The sequence below is a fragment of the Luteimonas sp. Soil_C_16 genome (genome assembly GCF_057657295.1).
Genome location: NZ_JBDGIS010000001.1, coordinates 1 through 22742, shown reverse-complemented (window position 1 = coordinate 22742; position 22742 = coordinate 1). Strand labels below are relative to the sequence as shown.

Below are 22742 nucleotides of genomic sequence, written 5' to 3'. Positions count from 1 at the left end.
CGGGAATTCGGCAGTCGGAAATGAAGGTGGAAGAGCGGGGCGGAGCGGTCAGGCGTGTCGCACTTACACCGGCATGTTCATGACGTCCTGGTAGGACTGGACGAGGCGGTTGCGGACCTCGACCGTGGCGCGGAACGCGACCGACGACTGCTGCATCGCGACCATCGTGCGGGCGAGATCCGCGCGCGGATCGCCGAGTTCGAACGCGGTCTGCATCGCACTGCTGTGGGCCTGGGTCTGGCTGACCTTGTCGATCGCGCCCGACAGCAGCTCACCGAATCCCGGCGCCTTGGTCCCGCTGTCGACGCGGCCCAGCTGGGCGTTGCCGAGACCGGTGTCGATCGCATTGCTGTTGCCGACATCGCCACGCGCACGGGTTTCGTGCGCACGGATCTGGCTGAGGATCGAGGAGATGGCGTCGGTCATCGGGGTGGCTTCGCAGCGGCTCTAAGCTGTTCAGGCAATTCCCGTGCCAGCGGCTCGTCAGAAACCTGCCGCAGCCGCCGTGGTGGTGTCGGCTTCGCGATCGATGCCGTACTTGCGCAGCTTCTCGACCAGCGTCGTGCGACGCAGGCCCAGCAGCGGCGCAGCGTGTGCGACGACGCCGTTGGCCTGCGCGAGTGCGGCGCGGATCAGCTGCAGTTCGATGGCGGCGATGTGATCGCGCAGGTCGATGCCTTCGCTGGGCAGCGCATCGAAGGACGCGCTCGGCAGGTCGTCGCCCGCGGTCGGCAGTGCCGGCGACGGCGCGGCGACGAGACGGGCGATCGGCGTCTGCGGTTCGGCGATCTGGCGCAGCACCGGTGCGTCGTCGAGCAGCTCGCCGGTCGGCAGTGCGGCGCGGTAGCGCGGCGGCAGGTCCATGGCGCGCACGGTGCCGGCCGGATGCAGCACGGCCAGACGCTCGAGCAGGTTGGACAGCTCGCGCACGTTGCCCGGCCAGCGGTGCTTCTGCAGCGTGGCGACGGCATCGGCCGACAGCGTCACCTGGCCGCGGCCCTGCTCGGCCTGCTGGCGCGAGATCGCCGCGATCAGCGCCGGCAGATCCTCGGTGCGCTCGCGCAGCGCCGGCAGTTCGATCGGAAACACGTTGAGGCGGTAGAACAGGTCCTCGCGGAACTGGCCGTTCTCGATGCGCGATTCCAGATCGCGATGGGTCGCGGCGATCACGCGCACGTTGCACTTGATGGTGCCGGTGCCGCCGACGCGCTCGAAGCAGCGCTCCTGCAGCACGCGCAGCAGCTTGACCTGCATCGGCAGGCTCATGTCGCCGATCTCGTCGAGCAGCAGCGTGCCGCCTTCGGCCATCTCGAAGCGGCCCTTGCGCTGGGTGAGCGCGCCGGTGAACGCGCCCTTCTCGTGACCGAACAGTTCGCTCTCCAGCAGGTCGGCCGGAATGGCGCCGCAGTTGACGGCGACGAAGGGCTTCTCGCGACGGGCGGAGCGCTCGTGCACGGCGCGCGCGGCGACTTCCTTGCCGGTGCCGGATTCGCCCAGGATCAGCACGGTGGTGTCGTGCGGCGCGACCTGGTCGATCATGCGGTTGAGCGCGACGGCCGCGGCGCTGTGGCCGGTCGGGCCGCTCTGCGGACGCGCGGCGCGCGCCTGCGCTTCGGCGTGGTTGATCGCCGCGCGCTGCAGGCAGTCCTGCAGCTGGCTGCGGCGCAGCGGAAAATCGAGCGACCACACCGACTGGCGGTGCAGGCGCGAACGCCACGCGGCGTCGGGCGCGTGGCCGGGCAGTTCCAGCACCGGCGGATGCAGCGACTGCTTCGACAGCCACGCGGTGAAGCCGGCGAGTTCGGCGGCGTCGATGTCGCCCACGACCACGGCCAGCCAGTCCTCGGCGCGCGCACGGGTCAGGTCCAGGTCCTCGAGGCCGGCGACGATGCGCGGCGTGTACTCCATGAACTCGAGCAGCGTGGCGACGCGCTCGGCGCGCTCCATGTCCTGTTCGATCACGAGGATGCGGGCGGTGTTCATCAGGCAGCGACCTGCAGGGCGACGGCGGGGCGGTTGGAATGGCGGGCCTTGGCGGGACCGATCGACAGCTGGTCGCGGTACTTGGCGACGGTGCGACGGGCGATGCGCACGCCCTGGCGGGCGAGGATGCCGGCGATGACGTCGTCGGCCAGCGGCGCGTGACGCGGCTCGTCGTCGATCAGGCGCTTGACCATCGCGCGGACCGCGCTGCCCGACACGTCGGCGCCTTCCAGGCGCACGGCGAACAGGCGCTTGAGTTCGATCGTGCCGCGCGGGGTCTGGATGTACTTGCCGGCGACGATGCGCGAGACGGTGGACTCGTGCACGCCGATCGCATCGGCGACTTCGCGCAGGGTCAGTGGCAGGATCGCCTCGTCGCCCTGTTCGAGGAAGCCGCGCTGGCGCTCGACCAGCAGCTGCGCGGTGCGGAACAGAGTGTCGTTGCGCATCGCCAGGCCGCGGACCAGCCAGCGGGCTTCGTCGAGCAGGCCGCGCAGCACGCTGTGGTCGCTGCCCGCCAGCGCCCGCTCGCAATGCGCGCTGATGCGCACGCGCGGCGTGGTGTGACGGCCCAGCGCGACGCGCCAGGCGCCACCGGCGTGCCAGGTCACGACGTCGGGAATGATGTGGCTGTCCTCGACCGACGCCGGCGCTTCGACCGGATGCGCGCGCAGCGACAGGATCAGGGCGACGGCATCGCGCACCGCTGGCACCTCGACCGACAACGCGGCCGCGAGGGCGGCATCGTCGTGCGCGGCCAGCAGGTCGACGTGGTCGGCGAGGATGCGCAGCGCCAGCGAACGGGCGTCGGAGGGGGCGAGCACGCGCAGCTGCGCCGACAGGCACTCGGTCGGATCGCTCGCGGCCATGCCCGGCCATTCGCCGTGCAGCAGGCGCTGGCGTGCAATGGACAGATCGTGCGCGCGACCGGGGAATTGGGTTTCGCCTTCGGCCAGCAGCTCGACAAGCGACTGCTCGAGATAGCCGTTGTCGTCACAGCGGTCGAGCCAGAACGCGGCCAGCGGCAGATCCTTGGCGGCCCACTCCAGCGCGAGGCGCGCGAGCAGGCGCTGACGCATGTCGGTGGATTCGCCATCGGCGATGCGCGCGGTGGCGTCGTCGTCGAAACCGCCGGCGCTGCCGTTGCTGCCCAGGCCCGACAGGAAGGCCGGCTCGGGCAGTTCGTCCCAGGCCGCGGCTTCGAAGCCGGCGATATCGGAGTCGGGGGTCTCGGTGTCCAGCTCCGGCTCGTCCTGCTCGAGCAGCGGGTTGCGCTCGAGGGTCTGCTGGAGTTCGGTCGCCAGCTGCTGCGAGGTCAGCTGCAGCAGGCGGATGGACTGGAGGAGCTGCGGCGTCAGATTGACGCCTTGTGCCATCCCGGCGCGAAGAGTGCCCTTCATCACTTCGAATCCCCTCGGCCGACACCCCGTCAGCCAGTGGAGATATCGTGAAGTCAGGATGTCGGCGCACGAATCAGGGCAAACCTGTCGCCTGTTCAGGGCGTACCTGTAGGTGTGTAGGGGCCGCCCTGACTTTGCGTCGTGAAAATGACGTGAAAACCATGTGAAGTGACGCGGAATGACGCGGCGCGTCACGTGTGATCGCGATCACAAGTCGGGTTTTCGACGTCGTTTGCGTGCAGTGCGGATCGATCGACGCGTCTGGCAAGACGCATGCCGCGGGATCCGGTTGTAGGGGTGGCCTACGCAGCCCCCGCTCGGAGGCCGGGTCGCGCGCAGCGACACCCCTCGAAACGCCGTTCAAGACGGCCCGGAACGTCGACTTGCGTGGATCAACACGATAGATGGCGACGACGCGTTTCCGACGCCATCGATCTGGCGCCACGCAATGGGTCTTGCTGCGCTCTGCCCATCCTGCGAGCGCGCTGCGGTGCGCTCAGGGCCGGTCGTGGTGTCGCATCGCGATGCGCAGCAGTTCGCCGGCATTCCGGCACCCGAGCGCTTCCATCATCCGCGAGCGATGGGTTTCCACCGTCTTGATGCTGATCGCCAGATCGGCGGCGATCTGCTTGGTGCTGCGGCCGGCGCCGAGCGCGTTGAGGATTTCGCGCTGGCGGCGCGGCAGGCTTTCGACATCGCCCGGCGCCCGCTCGGCGCGGTAACTGCGCAACTGCGGCGCGGACACCTGCGGGCTGAGGAAGGTACGGCCGTTGGATGCGGCGCGCAGGGCGATCTCCAGCTCCGCCGGCGGCGCGTCCTTGACCACGTAACACAGGGCGCCGCGCGACAGCGCTTCGCGGACGTGCAGCACGTCCTCGTGCATCGACAGGATCACGACCTGGCTTTCGGGAACCGCCAGCCGCAGTTCGGCCAGCGCATCGAAGCCGCTGCGGCCCTTCAACGAGAGGTCGAGGACCACGATGTCGGGCAGCGTCTGACGCGCGCGCATGACCGCGTCGTCGGCATTGCCGGACTCTCCCACCACTTCGACGCCGTCCATTGCCTCGAGCAGCCGGCGCACGCCCGCGCGCACCAGCGCATGGTCGTCGCAAATCAGTACCCGAATCACGTCCGTGACCCCACTCCTTGTGTCCCCCGGTCTGTACCTTAACGAAGATCAGGACCGTGCGACAGGCTGGACATCACGTGCGGAGTGCGATCAACGTCGGCGAATCTCCGCGACCTCGCGGCGATGGATGCGGAACACGTGGCGTTCCAGCGCATCGGAGAACGAGGGCGACAGCGGTCCGAAGCGCAACCAGACGCGCGTGACCTCGCCTTCGCCGGCAGCGCTCGCGATCACCGTCGCCGGCACCATCAGCGGCGTCGGCAGCCAGTCGCTGGCCGACATGCGGAACGTGCCTTCGGTGCCGACCGCGAACGCGCCGCGCACCTGCACCTCCGCGCCGCGCGCCGACCACGCCAGGCCGACCGGTGCATCGATCGCGCCCTGCGCGGCGGCGAAGCCGGTCATCAGCAGGGTCAGCACGTCCAGCTTGGCTTCGAGCCGCAACAGGGCCGGATCGGCCGGCTGTTCGGGATCGTCGACCCGCGGCGCGCCGTCGTCGATGACCGCGAGGCCGCGGAGCAGGGCTTCCCCCTGCAGGGCCAGGCGTTCGCGGGAGGCGTCGTCCAGCGCGCCGGGCAGGAACGTCGCCGAGCGCGTTTCGTGCAGCGTGAGGATGTCGCCGAACAGCGCGTCGTGCGCCTGGGTCGGCGACAGCGTCGGGCGATCGACGGCGCTCATGCGAGCGCCCGCAGCCAGGCGTTGGCGCCGCGGCGACCCTGGCCCAGTCGCGCGAGTTCTGCCGAGGCCGCATCGCGGGCGACGCGCAGTTCCTCGATCAGCACCCCGTGCGCGGCCAGCAGATCCAGCCAGGGCTGGCGCGCGACGACCTTCAGATCGACCTTGGCCAGCGCGAACACGATCTCGCCGTGATGTGCGTCGAGCAGCGCTGCGGCGGTGTCCCAGTCTTCGGCGGCGATCGCCGTGCGTACGGCATCGACCGGCAGGTCGGGTACACGGTCGAGCGCGGGCAGCTGGGCGGCCATCGTTCAGTCCTTGGGTGCGATCTGGCGCCAGGCGCCTTCGATGTCGCCGAGGATGTCATCGATCTCGCGCAACGGCGAGGCATCGTTGTTGAGGTTGGCTTCGAGCAGTCGGCGCTGGCAGTAGTCGTACAGCGCCGAGAGGCCATCGGCGATCTCGCCGCCTGCTTCGAGGTTCAGCGAGCTGTTGAGGCCGCCGATGATCGCGCAGGCATCGGTGATCGCATACGCCTTGCGCGGCACGTCGCCACGTTCCAGGCAAGCCAGCGCCAGACGGATGCGCTCGCGCGCGGTCGACAGCATGATCGCGATCAGCTGGTGCGGGCTGGCGTCGAGCGCCGCACTGGCGGCGCCGGTCTGCTTGTACTGGTTGGCGAGATTGCGCGCGTGCATGTTCATTCTCACGAGGCACTCGTCGAGGACGAGAGTTGCTGGGTCAGGAAGTTGCTGCTGCTCTGGAGCTTGGTCACCAGCGTGTCCAGCGCGATGAACTGCGCCTTGTAGCGCGCCTCGGCCAGCGACATGCGCCGGTCGAGCGCGTCGCGCTGCTGGGTCAATACCTTGGTGCGTTGGGTCAGGCTGTCGTCGCGCGTCTTGAGCGGGCCATTGCTGTCGAGGATCGCGGTCATGCTGGTGCCCATCCGGGTGCCCAGCGACGCGTCTCCGGCGCCGAAGATCGTGCCGACCGCCGTGGGATCCTTGGCGAGGCCGGCATTGAAGTTGGCTTCGTTCAAGGTCAGCGTGCCGTCCTTGCCGATGGTGATGCCGAGTTCCTTCAGCGCGATCACGTCGCCACCGATCATGTCTCGCAGTTCGCGCGACATGCCACGCACCATCGCATCGCCGTTGAGTGCGGCCGCGACCTTGGTCGTCGCGTTGTAGTTGGTCGCAGAAGCGACGGCATACAACGCGGCATTGAACTTCTCGACGAAGGCCTTGACGCCTGACAGTTGTGCGGCTGAATCGTTGGAGACCGTCATCTGTACCGGCTCGCCGGGCGCCGCCTTCTTCAGCGTGAAGCTGACGCCGGGCACGAGATCGGTGATGGTGTTCGAGGCACTGGTCCGCGTGATGCCGTCGACCTTGACCAGTGCGTCCTGCGCGGGCGCGATCTCCGACATGCCGGAGACGAGCGCCTGCAGATCGCCGTCGCCACCACTGGCGTCGAGCGTGATCGCCTTGGACGTGCCGCTGTCGAGCGCGGTCAGCACCAGGTGTGCGCCGTCGTCGCCGGTGATGATCGCGGCCTGCACGCCCTTGCCGGCGGCGGCCGTATTGATCGCATCGCGCAGGTCGGCGAGCGTGTTCTTGCCGTCGGCGAGCTCGATCGAGAACTGGTGCTCGCCGGCGCCGATCGCCAGCGTGCCCGTCCCGACGACGGCCTTGTCGCTGGCGAGTGCGGCAGACGACTGTTTCTGCGCACTGGCGAGCGCCAGCACTTCGACCTGGTACTGCCCGGTCGGTGCGCCGCCGGAAGCGGTCGCCGCGAACGCGGTGTTCGCCGACAGGCCGACCGTGCGCGCCATCGACGTCTGCGTGCCCGACAGCGTGCGCAGTGCGGACTGCAGGTTCGACATCGCCGAGCGCAGCGAACCGATCGCCGACACTTCGGCCTTGATCTTGGTCTCGGTCTTCGCGAACCGCGCATCGGCCGGTGCGCGTTCCGACGCCACGAGTTGCTTCGCGGTCGTCGTCGGGTCGATGCCCGAGCCCACGACGCCCAGTGCCATCAGTGCACCGCCCTGGACTGCGCCATGCCTGCGCACGCCGGACCACCGGGCTGCTGCGTGGCGATGGGGAAGTCTGCGGTCATGTCGGGCCCTGTAGTGGCAAGTGGCAGGTGGGTTCGATCGACGGTATGTGCCCGTTCCAGTACGGCCTCGCCTGCGAAGCCGCACTGGAACGGGGCGTGGCTGGTGCCACGCCCCGGTATTGCATCAGCGGATCAGGCTGAGGACGTTCTGCGAGCTCTGGTTGGCCTGGGCCAGCATCGCGGTACCGGCCTGCTGCAGGATCTGGTTACGCGTCAGCTGCGCCGATTCCTTGGCGAAATCCGCGTCCTGGATGCGGCTGCGGGCGGCCGACAGGTTCTCGGAGTTGACCGACAGGTTCGACACGACCGAGGTGAAGCGGTTCTGGATCGCACCCAGCTCGGCGCGGGCGGTGTTGACGGCGTCGAGCGCCGCATCCATCGCCAGCATCGCGTTGTCGGCGCCTTCGACGGTCGTCAGCGTCAGCGAAGCAAAACCGGTGGCGGCAGCGCCAGGAACGGTGGTGCCGGTGCCGTTGGCCGTGGCCAGACCGGTCAGGTTGGTCGCGCCGGCGATCGTCAGCGTCTGATCGGTCGACACGACCGCGCCGGCGCCGCTGAAGGTCACATTGGCGAGCGCGGTCGCGTTGGCCGGAAGCGCCTTGGCGGCGTCGAACGCAGCTGCGAACTCGGTGAGTGCATCGCCGCCGGTGCGGCTCGCTTCCGCGGGGATGCTGATGTTGACACCGTTGATGCTGACGGAAGCAGCATCCGCACCCGCGGTGATCGCAGCGGTCTGCGTCTGGGTGTAGGTCGTGGTGCCGACACCGGTCCAGCTGCCGAGCGCGGCGGTCGAGGCATTGGCGATCGACGAGATGTCGATCGTCTCGCCCTGGTTCGCGCCGACCTGGAAGGACTGGGCCTGGAACGAACCGTCGAGCAGCTTCACGCCGTTGAAGTTGGTCTGCTCGGAGACGCGGTTGATCTCGGCCTTCAGCTGCTGGGCTTCGGCGTCGAGCGCGGCGCGGTCGCTGGTCGAGTTGGTCGCGTTGCGGCTCTGCACGGCCAGCTCGCGGATGCGCTGGAGGTTGTCGCCGATCGAGCTCAGCGCGCCTTCGGCGGTCTGGGCCAGCGAGATGCCGTCGTTGGCGTTGCGGGCTGCCTGGTCGAGGCCGCGGATCTGCGTGGTGAAGCGCTGCGAGATGGCGAGGCCGGCGGCGTCGTCCTTGGCGCTGTTGATGCGCAGGCCCGAGGACAGGCGCTGCAGCGAGGTGGCGAGATCGGCACCGGACGCGCTCAGGTTGCGCTGGGCGTTGAGCGACATCACGTTGGTGTTGATGACTTGGGACATGGAAGCTCTCCTGGAGGTTGGGTCCGGCGGCGACGAGGGGCCTTGCCGGTTCCGCAGGGTGTTGGCCGGGATTGGCCCTCGCCGCTGCTGACATGGATAACGGCACCCCCGGGGGATCCTTTAGGGCGGATCGCGAAATATTTTTCGGCGATCGGCGGGAAAGGCTGTTGTCAGGATCGAGAAGATGCTAGGTGGGCGTCGTTCTGTGGGAGCGCGCTCACGCGCGCGATGGGGTGTGCCGGGACGGCTTCATCGCGCGAGCGCGCTCCCACAGCAACGCTGCGCAGGATGGGTAGAGCGCAGCGAAACCCATCGTGGCGATGCCTGTGGCTCGCGACGAATTGGGGCGGGAAGTCGGGTTCGCTTGAGCCTCAGCCCTCACCCCAACCCCTCTCCCAGAGGGAGAGGGGCTACGAAGCAAACGCTCGCGATATCCGAGCCCCTCTCCCTCTGGGAGAGGGGTTGGGGTGAGGGCAGACGTCGCGTTACAGCAGATCGAAGATCGACATCTGCTGCACCTTGATCAGCGTGCGTTGCGCGGCTTCGAGTGCAGTCGACTGCAGTGCGAGACGACTCGCGGCTTCCGTGGGATCGACGTCGCGCAGATTCGACAGCATCGTTTCCAGGCCCAGGCCGTACGCACCGCGGCCGTCCTTCGCGTCGTCGAGTGCGGCGAGGCGCGTGCCGGTGTCGCTGCGTGCGGACAGGAAATGATCCTGCGCGCTGCTGATGTCGCCGAGTGCGGCCTGGATCGCGTTCTGGCGCGTGGCTTTCTCGGCAGCCGTGATCGCCGGCGCGTCGAGCGCGGCGGCCAGGGTGTCGATCGTCGCGAACACGTCCTGCGTCGGCGCCTTCGCGATCGTGAAGGTGTCGCCCGCCGCGGGCGCGCCGCTGAGCGTCATCTGGATGCCGCCGGCGTTGATCGACGCGCCTGCGACGTACGGCCCGCTGGCGACCACGCCACCGGCGTCGTCGCGGAGCTCGTAGGCATCGGGCGCGGTGAAGTGCACGGTGAGACTGCGGCCGGCCCAGGTCGCGGTGTTGGTGACCGCGCCACTGCCGATCACGCCACTGCCGGTGTTGCCGGCGCCCGCGGTCGTGCGGCTCAGGCCGTCGCCGGTGCGGATGCGCAGGAACAGGTCGCTGCCGGGATCGGTATCGCCGACGCGCAGACCCGGCGCGACCTCGACCTGGTTGCGGCCGTCGTCGCCGATGTAGCTGACACCGCCATTCGCATCGACGACGAACGGCGACACGCCATCGCGCGAGCCCGCGAACAGGCGATTGCCGGTGCCGTCGTCGCGATTGCCGATCGCGATGATCGCCTCCTTGATCTGCCGCAGTTCGCCGGCGATCGAGGCGCGGTCGGCATCCGACAGCGCGCCGTTGCCGGCCTGCACCGTCAGCTGCCGCGCACGATCGAGCTGCGTGCCGACATCGGTCAGCGCCTGCTCCTGCGTGCGCAGGCGGTGTTCGACCAGGGCCGAATCCTTGTCCTGCTGTTCGAGCGTCGACAGCGCGTGTTCGAGCCGCTTGGCATTCGCCATGCCCGACGGATCGTCGGCGCCGTTGATCAGTTTCTGCTGCGTCGTCAGTTCGAGCTGCGCGCGTGCGACGTTCGACTGCTGGCGCAGCAGCGCCGACAGGCCCTGCTGGTGGATGCCGGCGGTGGACAGGCGGAGTGTCATGGCAGGCCCTTATCGACTGACCGAGACCAGCAGGGTCTGGAACAGCGTGTCGGCGGTCTTGAGGACCTGCGCCGCCGCCTGGTAGGCCTGCTGGTATTTCATGAGGTTGGCGGCTTCCTCGTCGAGGTTCACGCCGCTGACCGATTCGCGCTCGGCGGTGACCTGCGCATCGATCGCCTGCTGCGCTTCGAGGCCGAGCGAGGCGTGCCGCGCTTCGACGCCGGCCTTGGCGACGAGTTCGCTCAGGCCGACGGTCAGCGAGACCGTGCCGCCATTGAGCGTGCCCGCGGTGTCGAGGCCGGAGAACGCGAGCGCATTGGCGTTGCTCGACGAACGCGCGGGTGTGCGGCCGAGCGTGAAACCGTCGCCGGGCGAAGGCGTACCGGCGAGCGTGATCGACCACGCACCGTCGGGATCGCTGATCGGGCTGCCCGGTGTCCACGTGAACGGACCGGCGCCGTCGACCGTGTATTGCGTGCTGTCGAGGAACTCGATGGTCGCGCCGTTGAAGCCGGCGAACGCCGCGGCACTGGTCACGCTGGTCGAGGCGACGCGCGCGTTGCCCAGATTGCCCAGATCGCTGGTCGAGGTCATCGCGCCGGCTGCGGCGATCTTCGTCGGATCGTTGAACGCGAGTTTCAGACTGCCGGCCGCGTCGGCGGTCGGGCGCAACGCGAAACGGTCGCCGGCGGCCGCGCTGCCGCTCATCACCAGCGACACGCCGTCGACGACGAAGGGATCGGCCGCGGTGCCGCTGCCGCTCATCGCGACCGGCGCGCCGTCGCTGCGCTGCGCGGCCCAGCTGCTGCCGTCGAAGCGCAGGGTCAGGTCCTGGCCCTTCAGCGCGCCCGCATCGGCGATGCCGGTCTGGAACGCGGCCGAGCCGGTGTTCGCCGCGTTGCCCGAGATGCGCGGCGGCGAGAAGGTGAAGAGGTCGGCGCCGACATCGCCGTTGTAGTCCACGCCCGCGCGCTGCGCGGCGTTGAACTCGGTGGCGAAGACGGTGGCGAGCCGGCCCAGCTCGTTGCGCGCCGGGTCGAGCACGCGGCCGCGGAATTCGAGCAGGCCGCCGAGCGATCCGGAGACGTTGCTGTCGGCCAGCCGCACCGGCGTGCCGTTGCCGGTATCGAGGCCCAGCTGCATGCGGTCGGGCTGATACGGATCCTGCAGCGTGGTCAGCGTCGACGCCTTGGCGCCGAGCACCAGCGGCTGGCCGCCGAGGGTGAACACGTTGAGCGAGCCGTCGTCGGCCTTGATGACGTTGGCGCCGGTGAGGTTGGCGAGCTTGCCCACGCGCAGGTCGCGCGCATCGAGCATGTCCGGCGTGGCCGACGGGCCGCTGGCGGCGATGGCCTTGTTGAGATCGGCGATCTCACGCATCAGCTGGTTCGCGTCGCCGATCTTGCCGCTCAGGCTGGCATTGGTTTCGGCTTCGATCGTCGAGAGCTGCGTGTCGAGCGAATTCCAGCGCGTGGTCAGCGCCTGCGCCGCGGCCAGCAGCGCGCTGCGCGCCGTTGTGGACGTGGGATCGGCGGCGACGCCACGGCTGGCATTGAAGAGTGCATTGAACGGTTGCGACAGACCGGTCGAGCCGTCGGAGAACAGACTGTCCACGCGCGTCGCCATCGACGACAGGCTCGCCAGTCGACCGACCTCGCCGCTGCTGTCGATCTGGCGGCCGAACACCAGGCCATCGGCAAGACGCTGCAGGCGCGCGACATCGACGCCCTGGCCGATATAGCCGCCACCGGCCTGCGGCGTGCCCGCGCGCGCGGCCATGTCCACACGCTGGCGGCTGTAGCCTTCGGTGGTGGAGTTCGCGACGTTGTGGCTGATCGTGCCCAGCGCGCGCTGGAACGCGAGGAGGGCGGAACTGCCTGTGGAGAGCATGCCGGTCATGGACGGTCCTTAGAAACGCGGCCCGGTCGACCTGCGGTTGCCGAGCGAGGCGAGCAGGGCGACATCGGGTTCGCCCGTCGACTGCGCTGCAAGACGTGTGCCGGGCGCGGGCATCGCACCGGCGTAGCGCACGCCGGTGTCGTAGGCGGGCAGGCCGCGCTGTTCCATGCCGGCGATCGCGTTGGTGATCGTCGGGCCGTTGGCGATGGCGGTGAGCTTGGCGGCGTAGCGCGGATCGGTGGCGTAGCCGGCGCGCTGCAGCGCGGTCGCGAAACGGTGCACGTCCTCGCCGGTGCCGCGCGCGGCGGCGTAGCGGTCGTTGCCGATCAGGCGCGTGTAGTCGGCGAAGCTCTCGGCGGGCGAGCCGTAGGCGCGGAAGCGCGCCTGCTCGGTCTGGCGCACGCCGTTGACGTATTCGTGGGTGCCGGTCCTGACGCTCTCGCCCGACCAGCGGCTGCCGGCCTTGATGCCGAACAGGTTGTTCGAATTCACGCCCTTCTCGCCGGCCAGGCGCCGGCCCCAGCCGGTCTCGAGCGCGGCCTGCGCGACGAGCGCCTTCGCCGGCACGCCGAGTTCGGCCGCAGCTTTCTGCGCGTGCGGCCAGATCGACTGCACGAAGGCTTCGGGACTGCTGGCATCGAGCGTGATGCCGGTATCGAAGCCGCTGTCGGACGGCGGTGCGGGCATCGCCGGCATCGGCAGCGCCTGCAGCGACACGCCACTGCGCGTGGACGCGAGCGACAGCGTGCCGCCGGGCGCGGCAGTCGGCATCGCGCTGCCGCCGGGGTTCGAGAGTTCGCCTGCCGGGCGCAGGCCCAGCGTCATGCCCGCGGGCGGCTGCGCGAGCGGCAGTGCAGGGGCGCCGATCGCGCCGGGCAGACGCGTATCGAGCGGCACCTCGTCGACGGCTTCGCCGGTGCTGCGCTGCAGCTGGCGCTCGATCTGCGAGGCCAGGCCGAGGCCCTTGCCCTGGGTGATCTCGCGCGCCAGCTGCTGGTCGTACATGTCGCGGTAGGTGCTGTTGTCGCCGCCGAGCGGATCGCCCGACGTGGTGCTGCGCATCGACTTCACCAGCATGTGCGCGAACTGGGTTTCCAGTTCGCGCGCGGCCTCGCGGATGCGCGGCTGCGACGGTGTCGCAGCGGCATCGAGCGGCAGGGCGGTGGCGGCAGCGATGCGCATGGCGGCGTCAGATGATCTCGAGCTCGGCGCGCAGGGCGCCGGCGCGCTTGAGCGCTTCGAGAATCGCGACCAGATCGCCCGGCGCCGCGCCCACGGCGTTGACCGCGCGCACGATCGATTCCAGCGACGTGCCGCCCTGGAACATGAACATCTTGCCGCCGTCGGCGGTCGCGCTGACCGTCGATTGCGGCACCACGACCGTCTGGCCGCCGCGCGAGAACGCTTCGGGCTGGCTGATCGCCGCACCCTCGACGACCGACACCGTCAGCGAGCCGTGCGACACCGCCGCCGGCAACACCGCGACCATGCCGCCCATCACGACGGTGCCGGTGCGCGCATTGACGACGACCTTGGCCGCGGCCGCGCCCGGCGAGACGTCCAGCGATTCGAGTTGCGCGAGGAAGCCGATGCGGTCCATCGCCGGCGGCGTGATTTCGATGGTCACGCCGTCGATCGCCTGCGCGGTGCCGACGCCGAAGTTGCGGTTCACCGCTTCGACGATGCGCGAGGCGGTGGTGTAGTCGAACTGGTGCAGGTTCAGCGTCACGTTGCCCGCCGCGCTCTGCGCCGCGCCCGGCACCGCGCGCTCGACGATCGCGCCGTTGGGAATGCTGCCGCCGTTGGGCGCGTTGACCGAGATCTTCGAGCCGTCACGGCCCGAGGCGCCGAAGCCGCTGACGACCAGCGAGCCCTGCGCGATCGCGTAGATCTGCCCATCGGCGCCACGCAGCGGCGCCATCAGCAGTGCGCCGCCACGCAAGGAGCCGGCATTGCCGATCGACGACACGGTGACGTCGATCGTCTGGCCGGGCTTGGCGTACGGCGGCAGTTCGGCCTGGATGGCGACCGCGGCGACGTTCTTGAGCTGCGGATTCACGCCCGGCGGAATCGTCACGCCCAGCTGGTCGAGCATCGTCTTGAGACTCTGCACGGTGAACGGCGTCTGCGAGGTGCGGTCACCGCTGCCGTCGAGACCGACGACGAGGCCGTAGCCGACCAGCGGATTGCCACGCACGCCAGCGACCTGCGCCAGGTCCTTGACGCGTTCGGCGTGCACCGGCGCGGACGGCAGTGCGAGCACCACGGTGCCCAGCAGCGCGGCGAAGAACGTGATGGCGCGCGAGAGGAAAGTCAGGGAAACGGAAGACATGTCGGCAGGCCTCAATAGGGCGCAGCGGCGGAATTGAAGAAGCGACCGAGCCAGCCCATCGCATTCGAGCGCGCCATCGCGCCGCGGCCGCCGTAGACGATGCGGGCGTCGCCGACGCGGTCGGAGGTCACGCGGTTGTCGGGGCCGACGTCGGACGGACGCACGATGCCCTGCACCTGCACCAGTTCGTCGCCCTGGTTGAGGCGCACCTGCTTCTCGCCGGCGACGCGCAGGTTGCCGTTGGGCAGACGCTCGATGACGGTGACGGTGATGTTGCCGGCGAGCGCATTGCTCTGCGTCGAATTGCCCTGGCCGTTGAAGCCGCGCTTGGCTTCCACTTCGGCTTCGAGCACGTTGCGGCCGTTGAGCGTGACGTTCTGGCCGAACAGCGTGGGCGCGCCCATGCCGATCGTCGAATTCTTGCTGATGCCGGTCTGCGCATTGCTGCGCGCGCTGGTGCTCTCGACCAGCACGACGGTCAGCAGGTCGCCGACTTCGCGCGCCTTGTTGTCCTGGAACAGGCGGATGCCCGGATTGCCGCTGCCGTCGGTGGCGCCGGCGAAGATCGAACCGCCGCCATCGCCCGACACCGGCTGCACGTACGCCGCACGCGGTCCGTAGGCCGCCGTCGCCGCGGCCGGATGCTGCGGGAACGGCACCACGTCGCCGACGAAACTCGCGCAGCCCGACAACGGCAGCGCAGCGAGCACGAGAGTGGGAAGCAGCAGGCGCATGGTCGCGATCACAGGTTGTTGTTGAGGTAGCCGAGCATCTGGTCGACGGTCGAGATCGCCTTGGCGTTGGTCTCGTACGCGCGCTGCGTCTCGATCATCGACACCAGTTCCTCGACAGTGTTGACGTTGGAGCTTTCCAGCGAGCCCTGGATCAGCAGGCCCGCGCCGCTCTCGCCAGGCGCGCCGGTCTGCGCCGGGCCCGAGGCCGTGGTTTCGGTGTAGAGATTGCCGCCCAGCGACTGCAGGCCGGTCGGATTGACGAAGTCGGTCAGGGTGAGCGCGCCGATCTGGGTCGATTCGTTCGAGCCGGCCTGCTTGACGCTGATGGTGCCGTCGGAGGCGACGGTGATGCTCTGCGTGCCTTCGGGGATCTGGATGCCCGGCTGCACCGGGTAGCCCTCGTTGGTGACCATCTCGCCTTCGGCGTTCATCTGGAACGCGCCGTCGCGGGTATAGGCGCTGCTGCCGTCGGGCATCAGCACCTCGAAAAAGCCGCGGCCGTTGATCGCCACGTCCAGCGCGTTGCCGGTCTGCGACAGGTTGCCCTGCACGAAGGACTTCGCCGTCGTCGCCACGCGCACGCCGGTCCCGGTCGCCATGCCGCTGGGCAGCGTGGTCTGCTCCGAGGACGCACCGCCGGGCTGGCGCTGCACTTGGTACAGCAGGTCTTCGAAGTTCGCGCGGTCGCGCTTGAAGCCGGTCGTGTTGACGTTGGCCAGGTTGTTGGAAATGACCGCCATGCGCGTCTGCTGCGCGTCGAGGCCGGTCTTGGCGATCCAGAGTGCCTGTGTGGTCATGGCGGTCTATTCCTGAAAGTGGGATCAGCGCGAGGACAGCAGTGAATTGGACGAACGCGCGGACTCGTCACCGGCCTGCAAGACGCGTACCTGCATCTCGAACTGGCGCGAAAGCTGGATCATCGACACCAGCGCACCCGTCGCATCGACGTTGCTGCTCTCCAGCACACCGTTCTGCAGCACCGCGCCCGCGGCCGGCACCGGCGCCGGACGGGCCGCGCTCGCGCGCAGCAAACCGTCTTCGCCGCGCACGAGATCGGCAGTCGTGGTCTCGACCACCTGCAGCCGGCCGACCTGGGTCATCGACGAACGCGGCGAGCCTTGCGGAATCACCGACACGGTGCCGTCGGCACCGATCTCCATCCCGTCGTTGGGCGGAATCGCCATCGGCTGGCCGCCCGCATCGAGCAGCTGCAGACCGGTGCCGGTGGTCAGCAGACCGTTCTGGCTGACCCGCAGATCGCCCGCGCGGGTGTAGGCCGTGCCGCCGGTCGGATCCTGCACCGCGAACCAGCGATCGGCATTGAGCGCGACATCCAGCGGACTGCCCGTCGTGCTGAGTGCACCGGTCGCATTGCTCACCCCGACCACGCGCTCGGCCGTGGCCACCCGCGACGACAAACCGTCGCCTGTGACCGGCATCGCAGTCGTGGCGCTCAGGGTGGCGCGGAAGCCGATGGTGTCGACATTGGCGAGGTTGTGGGCGACGTTCGCCTGCGCGCGCAGCGAGGCGCTGGCGCCGGTCATCGCGATGTAGAGGGCTTTGTCCATAGGAACGGACGTGCAAGGGCTGTGCCGCGCGGGGTGTCAGGCCTTGGTTGTCTGCCCTCGTTCGCCTTTATCAGCGCTCTCCAGGGGTGTCCCCGTCTTTGGAGAAACCAGGCACCTCGCCCTCCGGGAGAGGTCGACGCGCACAGCGCGTCGGGTGAGGGATGCCGTTGCTCTGCCTCTGCCGTTGCAGTTGCCCTTGCTTCGGCTCTGGCGGTTGCCCTTGATCTCGAATCGAGCCGTAAAGCGAGCCGAGCACCGGAGCCTGGCGTGGCCGAAGAGCAGCCCATGTCTGAGCGCAGCGAGTTTGGGCTGCGTGCCATGTCAGGCGAGGAGCACAGGGAACCGGCTCGGCGCAGCCGTGCCGGCTCGCGTCCGGCGAAGGGACCTTTTGGTCCCTTTTGGGTCCATCCAAAAGGGACTCGCACGCGCAGCGGGCGAAAGCCCTGCACTTGCTCGCGCTTCTTTCTTCGCTCGTCGCTTTGCGACTTCGCTCTTCGAGCAAAAAAAAAGAGTCGACCGCAGGAGCGAAGATCAAGTACAGGGCTTCCGCGCTGTCGCGCGGCTTACTTTTGTCTTGGCAAAAGTAAGCAAAACCGTCTTCGCCGGACGCGATCCGCCGCGATACAGCCGCGGCGGTCCCCTGCGCTTCTCGGACGACGGGGCACGCAGCCCAAACTCGCTACGCTCAGACACGGGCTGCTCTACGGCCCCGTCGTCCTGCGATGCTCGGCTCGCTTTACGGCTCGATTGAGATCAAGAGCCGAGGCGAAAAGCCGAAGCTGGAGCAGAAGCCCAGCGAAGCCCGAAGGGCTGAAGCCGAAAGGCCAAGCCAAAGCCCGGGAGCCAAGGCGAAAGCAACGCGAGCATCAGACTGCGCCTTCCACCGCAAGCGGGGGAAGGCGCGACACAATGCCTTAACCATCAACGCAGATTGATCACCGTCTGCGTGATCTGGTCCTGCGTCTGGATCATCTGCGCGTTCGCCTGGAAGTTGCGCTGGGCGGTGATCATGCTGACCAGCTGTTCGGTCAGGTCGACGTTGGACGCTTCCAGCGCGCCGCCCTGGACCAGGCCGAACTGCGAGGTGCCGGCGGCGCCGCGCAGCGGCTGGCCGGATTCGAAGGTCTCGGAGAACGCGTTGTCGCCGGCCTGCTGCAGGCCCTGCGGGTTGGCGAACATCGTCAGCGCGACCTGGCCGAGCGGCTTGGAGACGCCGTTGCTGTAGCTCGCCTGGACCACGCCTTCGGCCGAGACCGTGATGCCCGACAGGCTGCCGGTGGCGTAGCCGTCTTGGGTCAGCTCCGACACGGCGAACTTCTGGCCGTACTGCACGGAGTTGCCCAGTTCCAGCGACAGCGTCATCGGGCCGGCGCCGCCCGGCGGGGTGTGGGCGGGCAGGGCGATGTTGCCGCCGGCCGGCGAGATCAGCGCACCGGTGTCGGAGTACTGCAGGGTCTGCGGGCCGCCGACGTTCACGCCGTCGATCTGGGTCTGCACCGTCCACTCGTTGTCGTTGGCGGTCTTGGTGAAGTACAGCGACTGCGAGTGCGAGGCGCCCAGCGAGTCGTAGACCGTCACCGACGTGGTGTGGGTGTAGGTGGTCGGGTCGGTCGCGTCGAACGGGGTGTTGGTGGGCGCGGTCGCGTTGCCCGGCAGGGTCACGCCCACGTTGACCTTGGTGCTGACCTTCGGCGGGGCATCGCCGGTCGCCAACTGCAGGTCGTTGAGCTTGCCGGTGTTGAAGCTGCGGCCGTCGCCGGTGGGCGCGTAGACCTGCAGACGCTGGCCCGAGGGGTTCACCACGAAGCCGTTGTTGTCGGTGGTGAAGTTGCCGGCGCGCGAGTAGACCGTCTGGCCGTTGTTGGACAGGGTGAAGAAGCCCTGGCCCGACACGCCCATGTCCAGCGCCTGGCCGGTGAAGTCGATGTTGCCCTGGTTGAACTGCTGGGCCACGCGCTGCAGGCGCGAACCGGCGCCGACGGCGTTCTTGGCCAGGCCGTAGGGCGAGACCGCGAAGACGTCGCCGAACTCGGCGCGGCTCTGCTTGAAGCCGATGGTGTTGGCGTTGGCGATATTGTGCGAGGTGACGCTCAGATCGGAAGAGGCGGTGTTCATGCCGCTCAGGGAAATACGGAAGCTCATCGGGATTCTCCGGAGGAGTCGGGTACGGGTAAGGAGGAAGAGGCGGGAGCGGCGGTCAGCCGATGCGGCGGACGGCGGCGAGCGAGTGGCTGCCGATGCCGGCCATGTTCAACGTCAGGCCGCTGGCCTCGATGGAGACGCTCTCCACCTTCGCCTTCACGCGCACCGACAGGGCTTCGCCCGTGCCGGCACCGTCGGCGGCGCTGCCCGCGACCGCCTTGATCGTGTAGGTGCCGCCCGAGGCCGGCACGCCGGTATCGGTCAGCCCGTCCCAGTCGAACGCGGTCGCACCGGCGGCCGAGGCCTGCACAGTCATGCGCCGCACGGTGGTGCCGCCCGAATCGACGATCTCGATCGTCTGCGCGCCGGCGCGGGTCGCCTGGATTTCGCCGCTGAGCGGCGCACCGGCCGCCAGCTGCACCTTCGAGGTTTCCACCAGCGCGTCGTGGCCGACGAGGCTCGCCGCGCGCAGAGTCTGGTCGGACTCCATGACGCTCGCCATCGAACCCATCGCCGTCTGCATCTGGTCGATGCCCTGCACGGTGGAGAACTGCGCCAGCTGGCCGAGGAACTGCTGGCTGTCGAGCGGCTTGAGCGGATCCTGGTTCTTCAGCTGCTCGGTCATCAGGCGCAGGAAGTTCGCTTGTCCCAGCGCGCCGGTCGAGGTCTCGGCCGGCTTCTGCTGTTTCGTGAGGCCGAGGCCTGCGAGGGTACTGGTGTCGACGGTGGCCATGGTGGCGGTCTCGGAGGGGCGGGCCGTCAGCGGCCCATGTTCAACGTGGCCAGCGCGGTTTCCTTCGCGCTGTTGAAGACCTCGACGTTCGCCTGGTAGCTGCGCGAGGCGGAAATCAGATCGACCATCTGCGCCACCGGATCGATGTCCGGCGCGTAGACGTAGCCGTTGCCGTCGGCCAGTGGATGGCCCGGCTCGTAGCGCTTGATCGGCTGCGCCTGGCTGTCGAGCACCTGCGTGGCGCGCACGCCCTGCAGCGCCGGATTGTTCCCGACCTGCTCGGTGGTGAAGACCGGCTGCTTGGCGCGGTAGACGGCGTTGGGATCGCCCGACACCGAATCGGCGTTGGCCATGTTCGAGGCGACGGTGCTCAGTCGCACCGACTGGGCGTTCATCGCCGAACCGGCGACGTCGAAGATCGGCAGATTGCTCATGGATACGGTCCTTACTGGCCGGTGATCGCGGTCAACATGCCGCGCACCTTGGCCTCGACGAACGACAGCGAGGCGCGGTACTCGAGCGAGGCCTGCGCGAACGCCGCGTTCTCCCGATCGCCGTCGACGGTGTTGCCGTCGAGGCTGGGCTGGCTGCTCGGCCGGAGGAAATGCGCGTTCGTCGCCGCGGTGGAGATCGCATTGCCCTGTTCCAGCGGCCCGCCGCGCTGCGCCGCCAGGGCGGCATTGAGGGCCCCGTTGAAATCGAGGTCCTGCGCCTTGTAATGCGGCGTGTCGGCGTTGGCGATGTTGGCGGCCAGCAGCTGCAGACGCTGCTCGCGGACTGCGAGCGCGGTGCCGTGGATACCTAGGAAGTCGGCCATGCTGCCCTCCGATGGGCGGGGTGTCGTCCCGATCAGGCAAGCCGCGTGCCAGAGGCGGTGCGACGGGCTTGCCGGGGCGTGGCGAGTTGGAGCGGGCGGGTGCTTCGATGTCTTGGCCGGCGGTGTCGGATTTCTGTCGCGGCCAGTACGCACCGGGCCTCAGCGCCTCCCCCGCAGACGGGGGAGGCTGAAAGCGGCTTGCAATCGGCGTTCCCGGATGGCGTTGGGTCGAGAACGCGCGCAGCCAGACCCGTCGCCCCAGCGAAAGCTGGGGCCCATCTTGACTTGGGCTTTGACGAGAAAATGGGTCCTAGCGTGAACAGACATGCGTCTGTTAGACGCCGCTGGGACGAGGAGATCGGAGCGGGAGGCAGCGGTCGAGGCCTCGCCTTGCCGGCCAGGCACATCCCTTGCACCGCTCCCGCGCATGGACACTCCGCGCGCCCGATTCCGATCCGTCTGCCTGCTCGCCGCCCTGTGGCTGGCCTGCGCGGCACCCGCTTCCGCCGAATCCGCCGTGCAGCCGCTCGACGCCATCCGCGCCGCTGCGCTGCAGGCCATCGGCGGCCCCGAGGCCACCGGCGAAGCTCGCCTCGACTCGCGCCTGCGTCTGGCCGCCTGCAGCCAGCCGCTCGAAGCCGTCGCCACCAGCCCACGCATCGCCCAGGTCCGTTGCGGCGATGCGCCCGGCTGGGGTCTGTACGTCCCGGTCACGCTGCGCCGCGAGGCCGATGTGGTCGTCGTCACCGGCCCGGTCCGCGCCGGCGAGCCGATCGATCCGTCGAAGCTCAGCGTGCAGCGCCGCGAGGTCGGCCATCTCGACGGCGCGGTCTTCAGCGATCCCGCCGAACTCGCCGGCCGCATCCCGGCCCGGGGTCTCGGTGCCGGCAGCGTGCTGACCGGCAACGACGTGCAGGCCGGGCAGCCGGTCAAGCGCGGCGATCCGGTCGTGCTGGTCTCGCGTGCAGGTGGCGTGGAAGTGCGCGTGCCTGGCGTCGCACTGGGCTCGGCGCGGGTCGGCGAGCGGGTGGCGGTACAGAACAGCGGCTCGAACAAGGTGATCCGCGGTCGGCTGACGCCGGAGAGCGGCGTGGTCGAGGTTGTCCTCTGAGCGCCGTCTCCGGAAGCTGAACGTGTCATCACAACTTCGCATCGCGCGGGGCCTCAAGTTCCGCCGCGGGTGGCCGTTATCGTGTTCGTACCGAGAACGAGGAGCCTCCCGATGACCCACAGGATCGACGCACCGCCCCCGGCGGTCCGCGCGGCGGAAGCCACCGCACTGTCGTCCGTCGGCCGCAGCGGCGCCCCGCGCAACGAACCCGTCGCGGCGACCCCGGCGGTCGACCGCGTCATCCTGACCGGCGACGCCGAAGGACTGCAGGCCATGGGACGCGAACTGGGCACCGCACCGGCGGGCATCGACATGGCCCGCGTGAACGCACTGAAGGCCGCGATCGCCGACGGCAGCTACGCCATCGACGCCCCGACCATCGCCACCCGCATGCTGGGCCTGGAACGCCAGCTGGAGGGCGCGCGATGAGCGCCGTCATCCAGTCCGGCGCCCTCGACGCCCTCGAAGGCGCCCTGCAGGCGGAACGCCAGGCGCTGCTCGACAACGACGTCGTCGCCCTGCTGGCCTCCACCGAAGCCAAGGTCCGCGCCCTGCGCCAGGCCGAAGCCGCCCCGCCGGATCTCTCCGTCGCCGACCGCATCGCCGCCCTGCGCATCCTCAACCAGGCCAACAGCGTGCTGCTGTCGCGCCGTCGCCGCGAAGTCGACTGGGCGCTGCGGCACATGGGCCGCACGGAATCGACCGGCACCTATGGCGCGAACGGCTACACCGGCACCCGCGCGCAGGCACGGCAGTTGGCAGTGGTCTGAGTCGCGCGCTGCTCTGATTCTTTTTGAAGGCCCGCGAAAGCGGGCCTTCTGCGCTTCAGGTAGGCGACTAGATCTTTTTGAGCTTCGGCGCATCCGCGTTGTGCAATCAGCCCCGCGACGTCATTCCAGCGGCTTTCAACAGACGCATGTCTGGTAAAGCTGGAATCCATTTTGGCTTCCGCTTCCGCTTCCGCTTCCGCTTCTGCCTCTGCCTCTGCCTCTGCCTCTGCCTCTGCTTCGGCTTCGGCTTCGGCTTTTGCTGTTCGCCTTTGACGCGAATCGAGCCGTAAAGCGAGCCGAGCATCGCAGGGCGACGGGGTCGAAGAGCAGCCCATGTCTGAGCGCAGCGAGTTTG

At 69.0% G+C, this 22742-nt stretch carries 24 protein-coding genes; 3 read left to right on the top strand and 21 right to left on the bottom strand.

Translation table 11 applies throughout. The features are described 5' to 3' along the window. Window positions 1-63 precede the first annotated feature (63 nt). From fliE to flgB, 20 genes are all read right to left on the bottom strand, one after another. Complete coding sequence (fliE, locus tag AC3A5T_RS00120; RefSeq protein WP_232134100.1) at window positions 64-426, bottom strand: flagellar hook-basal body complex protein FliE; 363 nt, start codon at window positions 424-426, stop codon at window positions 64-66. A 57-nt stretch (window positions 427-483) separates the two neighbouring features. After that, window positions 484-1983: a sigma-54 dependent transcriptional regulator gene (locus tag AC3A5T_RS00115; protein WP_487626813.1), complete on the bottom strand. Its 1500-nt coding sequence runs from the start codon at window positions 1981-1983 to the stop codon at window positions 484-486. Next, entirely contained in the window at window positions 1983-3383 is a 1401-nt protein-coding gene (gene rpoN / locus AC3A5T_RS00110) for an RNA polymerase factor sigma-54 (protein WP_487626812.1), read from the bottom strand. The genes AC3A5T_RS00115 and rpoN overlap by 1 nt, the downstream gene beginning before the upstream one ends. 496 nt (window positions 3384-3879) lie before the next feature. Further along, complete coding sequence (locus AC3A5T_RS00105; RefSeq protein ID WP_332079705.1) at window positions 3880-4509, bottom strand: response regulator transcription factor; 630 nt, start codon at window positions 4507-4509, stop codon at window positions 3880-3882. 93 nt (window positions 4510-4602) lie between these two features. Continuing rightward, window positions 4603-5190, bottom strand: coding sequence for a PilZ domain-containing protein (locus AC3A5T_RS00100; RefSeq protein ID WP_487626811.1), 588 nt, complete (start codon window positions 5188-5190; stop codon window positions 4603-4605). After that, window positions 5187-5495 carry a hypothetical protein gene (locus AC3A5T_RS00095; RefSeq protein ID WP_487626810.1) on the bottom strand — a complete coding sequence of 103 codons (309 nt, stop codon included), beginning with the start codon at window positions 5493-5495 and terminating at the stop codon, window positions 5187-5189. Before AC3A5T_RS00095 ends, AC3A5T_RS00100 begins: the two co-directional genes overlap by 4 nt. Before the next feature lie 3 nt (window positions 5496-5498). Further along, a complete protein-coding gene (gene fliS / locus AC3A5T_RS00090) occupies window positions 5499-5885 on the bottom strand; it encodes a flagellar export chaperone FliS (protein ID WP_487626809.1) in 387 nt (128 codons plus the stop codon). A gap of 8 nt (window positions 5886-5893) precedes the next feature. Further along, window positions 5894-7222 (bottom strand): flagellar filament capping protein FliD, encoded by a 1329-nt coding sequence (gene fliD / locus AC3A5T_RS00085; protein ID WP_487626808.1) that lies wholly within the window; start codon window positions 7220-7222, stop codon window positions 5894-5896. Window positions 7223-7429: 207 nt separating this feature from the next. Further along, window positions 7430-8593, bottom strand: a complete 1164-nt coding sequence (locus AC3A5T_RS00080) for a flagellin (RefSeq protein ID WP_487626807.1) — start codon at window positions 8591-8593, stop codon at window positions 7430-7432. 485 nt (window positions 8594-9078) lie between these two features. After that, complete coding sequence (gene flgL / locus AC3A5T_RS00075; RefSeq protein ID WP_487626806.1) at window positions 9079-10281, bottom strand: flagellar hook-associated protein FlgL; 1203 nt, start codon at window positions 10279-10281, stop codon at window positions 9079-9081. A 9-nt stretch (window positions 10282-10290) separates the two neighbouring features. Next, window positions 10291-12180, bottom strand: a complete 1890-nt coding sequence (gene flgK, locus AC3A5T_RS00070) for a flagellar hook-associated protein FlgK (protein WP_487626805.1) — start codon at window positions 12178-12180, stop codon at window positions 10291-10293. Between the two features lie 9 nt (window positions 12181-12189). Further along, entirely contained in the window at window positions 12190-13362 is a 1173-nt protein-coding gene (flgJ, locus tag AC3A5T_RS00065) for a flagellar assembly peptidoglycan hydrolase FlgJ (protein ID WP_487626804.1), read from the bottom strand. A gap of 7 nt (window positions 13363-13369) precedes the next feature. Next, window positions 13370-14512 (bottom strand): flagellar basal body P-ring protein FlgI, encoded by a 1143-nt coding sequence (locus AC3A5T_RS00060; protein WP_487626803.1) that lies wholly within the window; start codon window positions 14510-14512, stop codon window positions 13370-13372. Between the two features lie 11 nt (window positions 14513-14523). Then, complete coding sequence (gene flgH / locus AC3A5T_RS00055) at window positions 14524-15246, bottom strand: flagellar basal body L-ring protein FlgH (RefSeq protein ID WP_232134109.1); 723 nt, start codon at window positions 15244-15246, stop codon at window positions 14524-14526. Between the two features lie 8 nt (window positions 15247-15254). Next, window positions 15255-16043, bottom strand: coding sequence for a flagellar basal-body rod protein FlgG (flgG, locus tag AC3A5T_RS00050; protein WP_332079302.1), 789 nt, complete (start codon window positions 16041-16043; stop codon window positions 15255-15257). A gap of 24 nt (window positions 16044-16067) precedes the next feature. After that, on the bottom strand, window positions 16068-16814 hold the full coding sequence (locus AC3A5T_RS00045; protein WP_487626802.1) for a flagellar basal body rod protein FlgF: 747 nt from the start codon (window positions 16812-16814) through the stop codon (window positions 16068-16070). Window positions 16815-17735: 921 nt separating this feature from the next. Further along, the gene (flgE, locus tag AC3A5T_RS00040; protein ID WP_332079305.1) at window positions 17736-18956 is read right to left on the bottom strand and encodes a flagellar hook protein FlgE; all 1221 of its coding nucleotides are present in this window, start codon (window positions 18954-18956) and stop codon (window positions 17736-17738) included. Between the two features lie 55 nt (window positions 18957-19011). Further along, window positions 19012-19689 (bottom strand): flagellar hook assembly protein FlgD, encoded by a 678-nt coding sequence (locus AC3A5T_RS00035; RefSeq protein ID WP_332079306.1) that lies wholly within the window; start codon window positions 19687-19689, stop codon window positions 19012-19014. A gap of 26 nt (window positions 19690-19715) precedes the next feature. After that, window positions 19716-20123 carry a flagellar basal body rod protein FlgC gene (gene flgC / locus AC3A5T_RS00030; protein WP_332079307.1) on the bottom strand — a complete coding sequence of 136 codons (408 nt, stop codon included), beginning with the start codon at window positions 20121-20123 and terminating at the stop codon, window positions 19716-19718. 11 nt (window positions 20124-20134) lie between these two features. Next, window positions 20135-20506: a flagellar basal body rod protein FlgB gene (flgB, locus tag AC3A5T_RS00025; protein ID WP_332079308.1), complete on the bottom strand. Its 372-nt coding sequence runs from the start codon at window positions 20504-20506 to the stop codon at window positions 20135-20137. A 427-nt stretch (window positions 20507-20933) separates the two neighbouring features. On the opposite strand from flgB, the gene flgA reads away from it, so the two are divergent. From flgA to AC3A5T_RS00010, 3 genes are all read left to right on the top strand, one after another. Continuing rightward, window positions 20934-21617: a flagellar basal body P-ring formation chaperone FlgA gene (flgA, locus tag AC3A5T_RS00020; RefSeq protein WP_487626801.1), complete on the top strand. Its 684-nt coding sequence runs from the start codon at window positions 20934-20936 to the stop codon at window positions 21615-21617. Between the two features lie 111 nt (window positions 21618-21728). Beyond that, window positions 21729-22046: a flagellar biosynthesis anti-sigma factor FlgM gene (gene flgM / locus AC3A5T_RS00015; RefSeq protein ID WP_487626800.1), complete on the top strand. Its 318-nt coding sequence runs from the start codon at window positions 21729-21731 to the stop codon at window positions 22044-22046. Beyond that, on the top strand, window positions 22043-22387 hold the full coding sequence (locus tag AC3A5T_RS00010) for a flagellar protein FlgN (protein WP_232134118.1): 345 nt from the start codon (window positions 22043-22045) through the stop codon (window positions 22385-22387). The genes flgM and AC3A5T_RS00010 overlap by 4 nt, the downstream gene beginning before the upstream one ends. On the opposite strand, the gene AC3A5T_RS00005 is transcribed toward AC3A5T_RS00010, so the two are convergent. Continuing rightward, window positions 22342-22742: hypothetical protein (locus tag AC3A5T_RS00005; RefSeq protein WP_487626799.1), on the bottom strand; the 401-nt coding region annotated here is incomplete at its 5' end. The two genes, AC3A5T_RS00010 and AC3A5T_RS00005, sit on opposite strands and share 46 nt — an antisense overlap.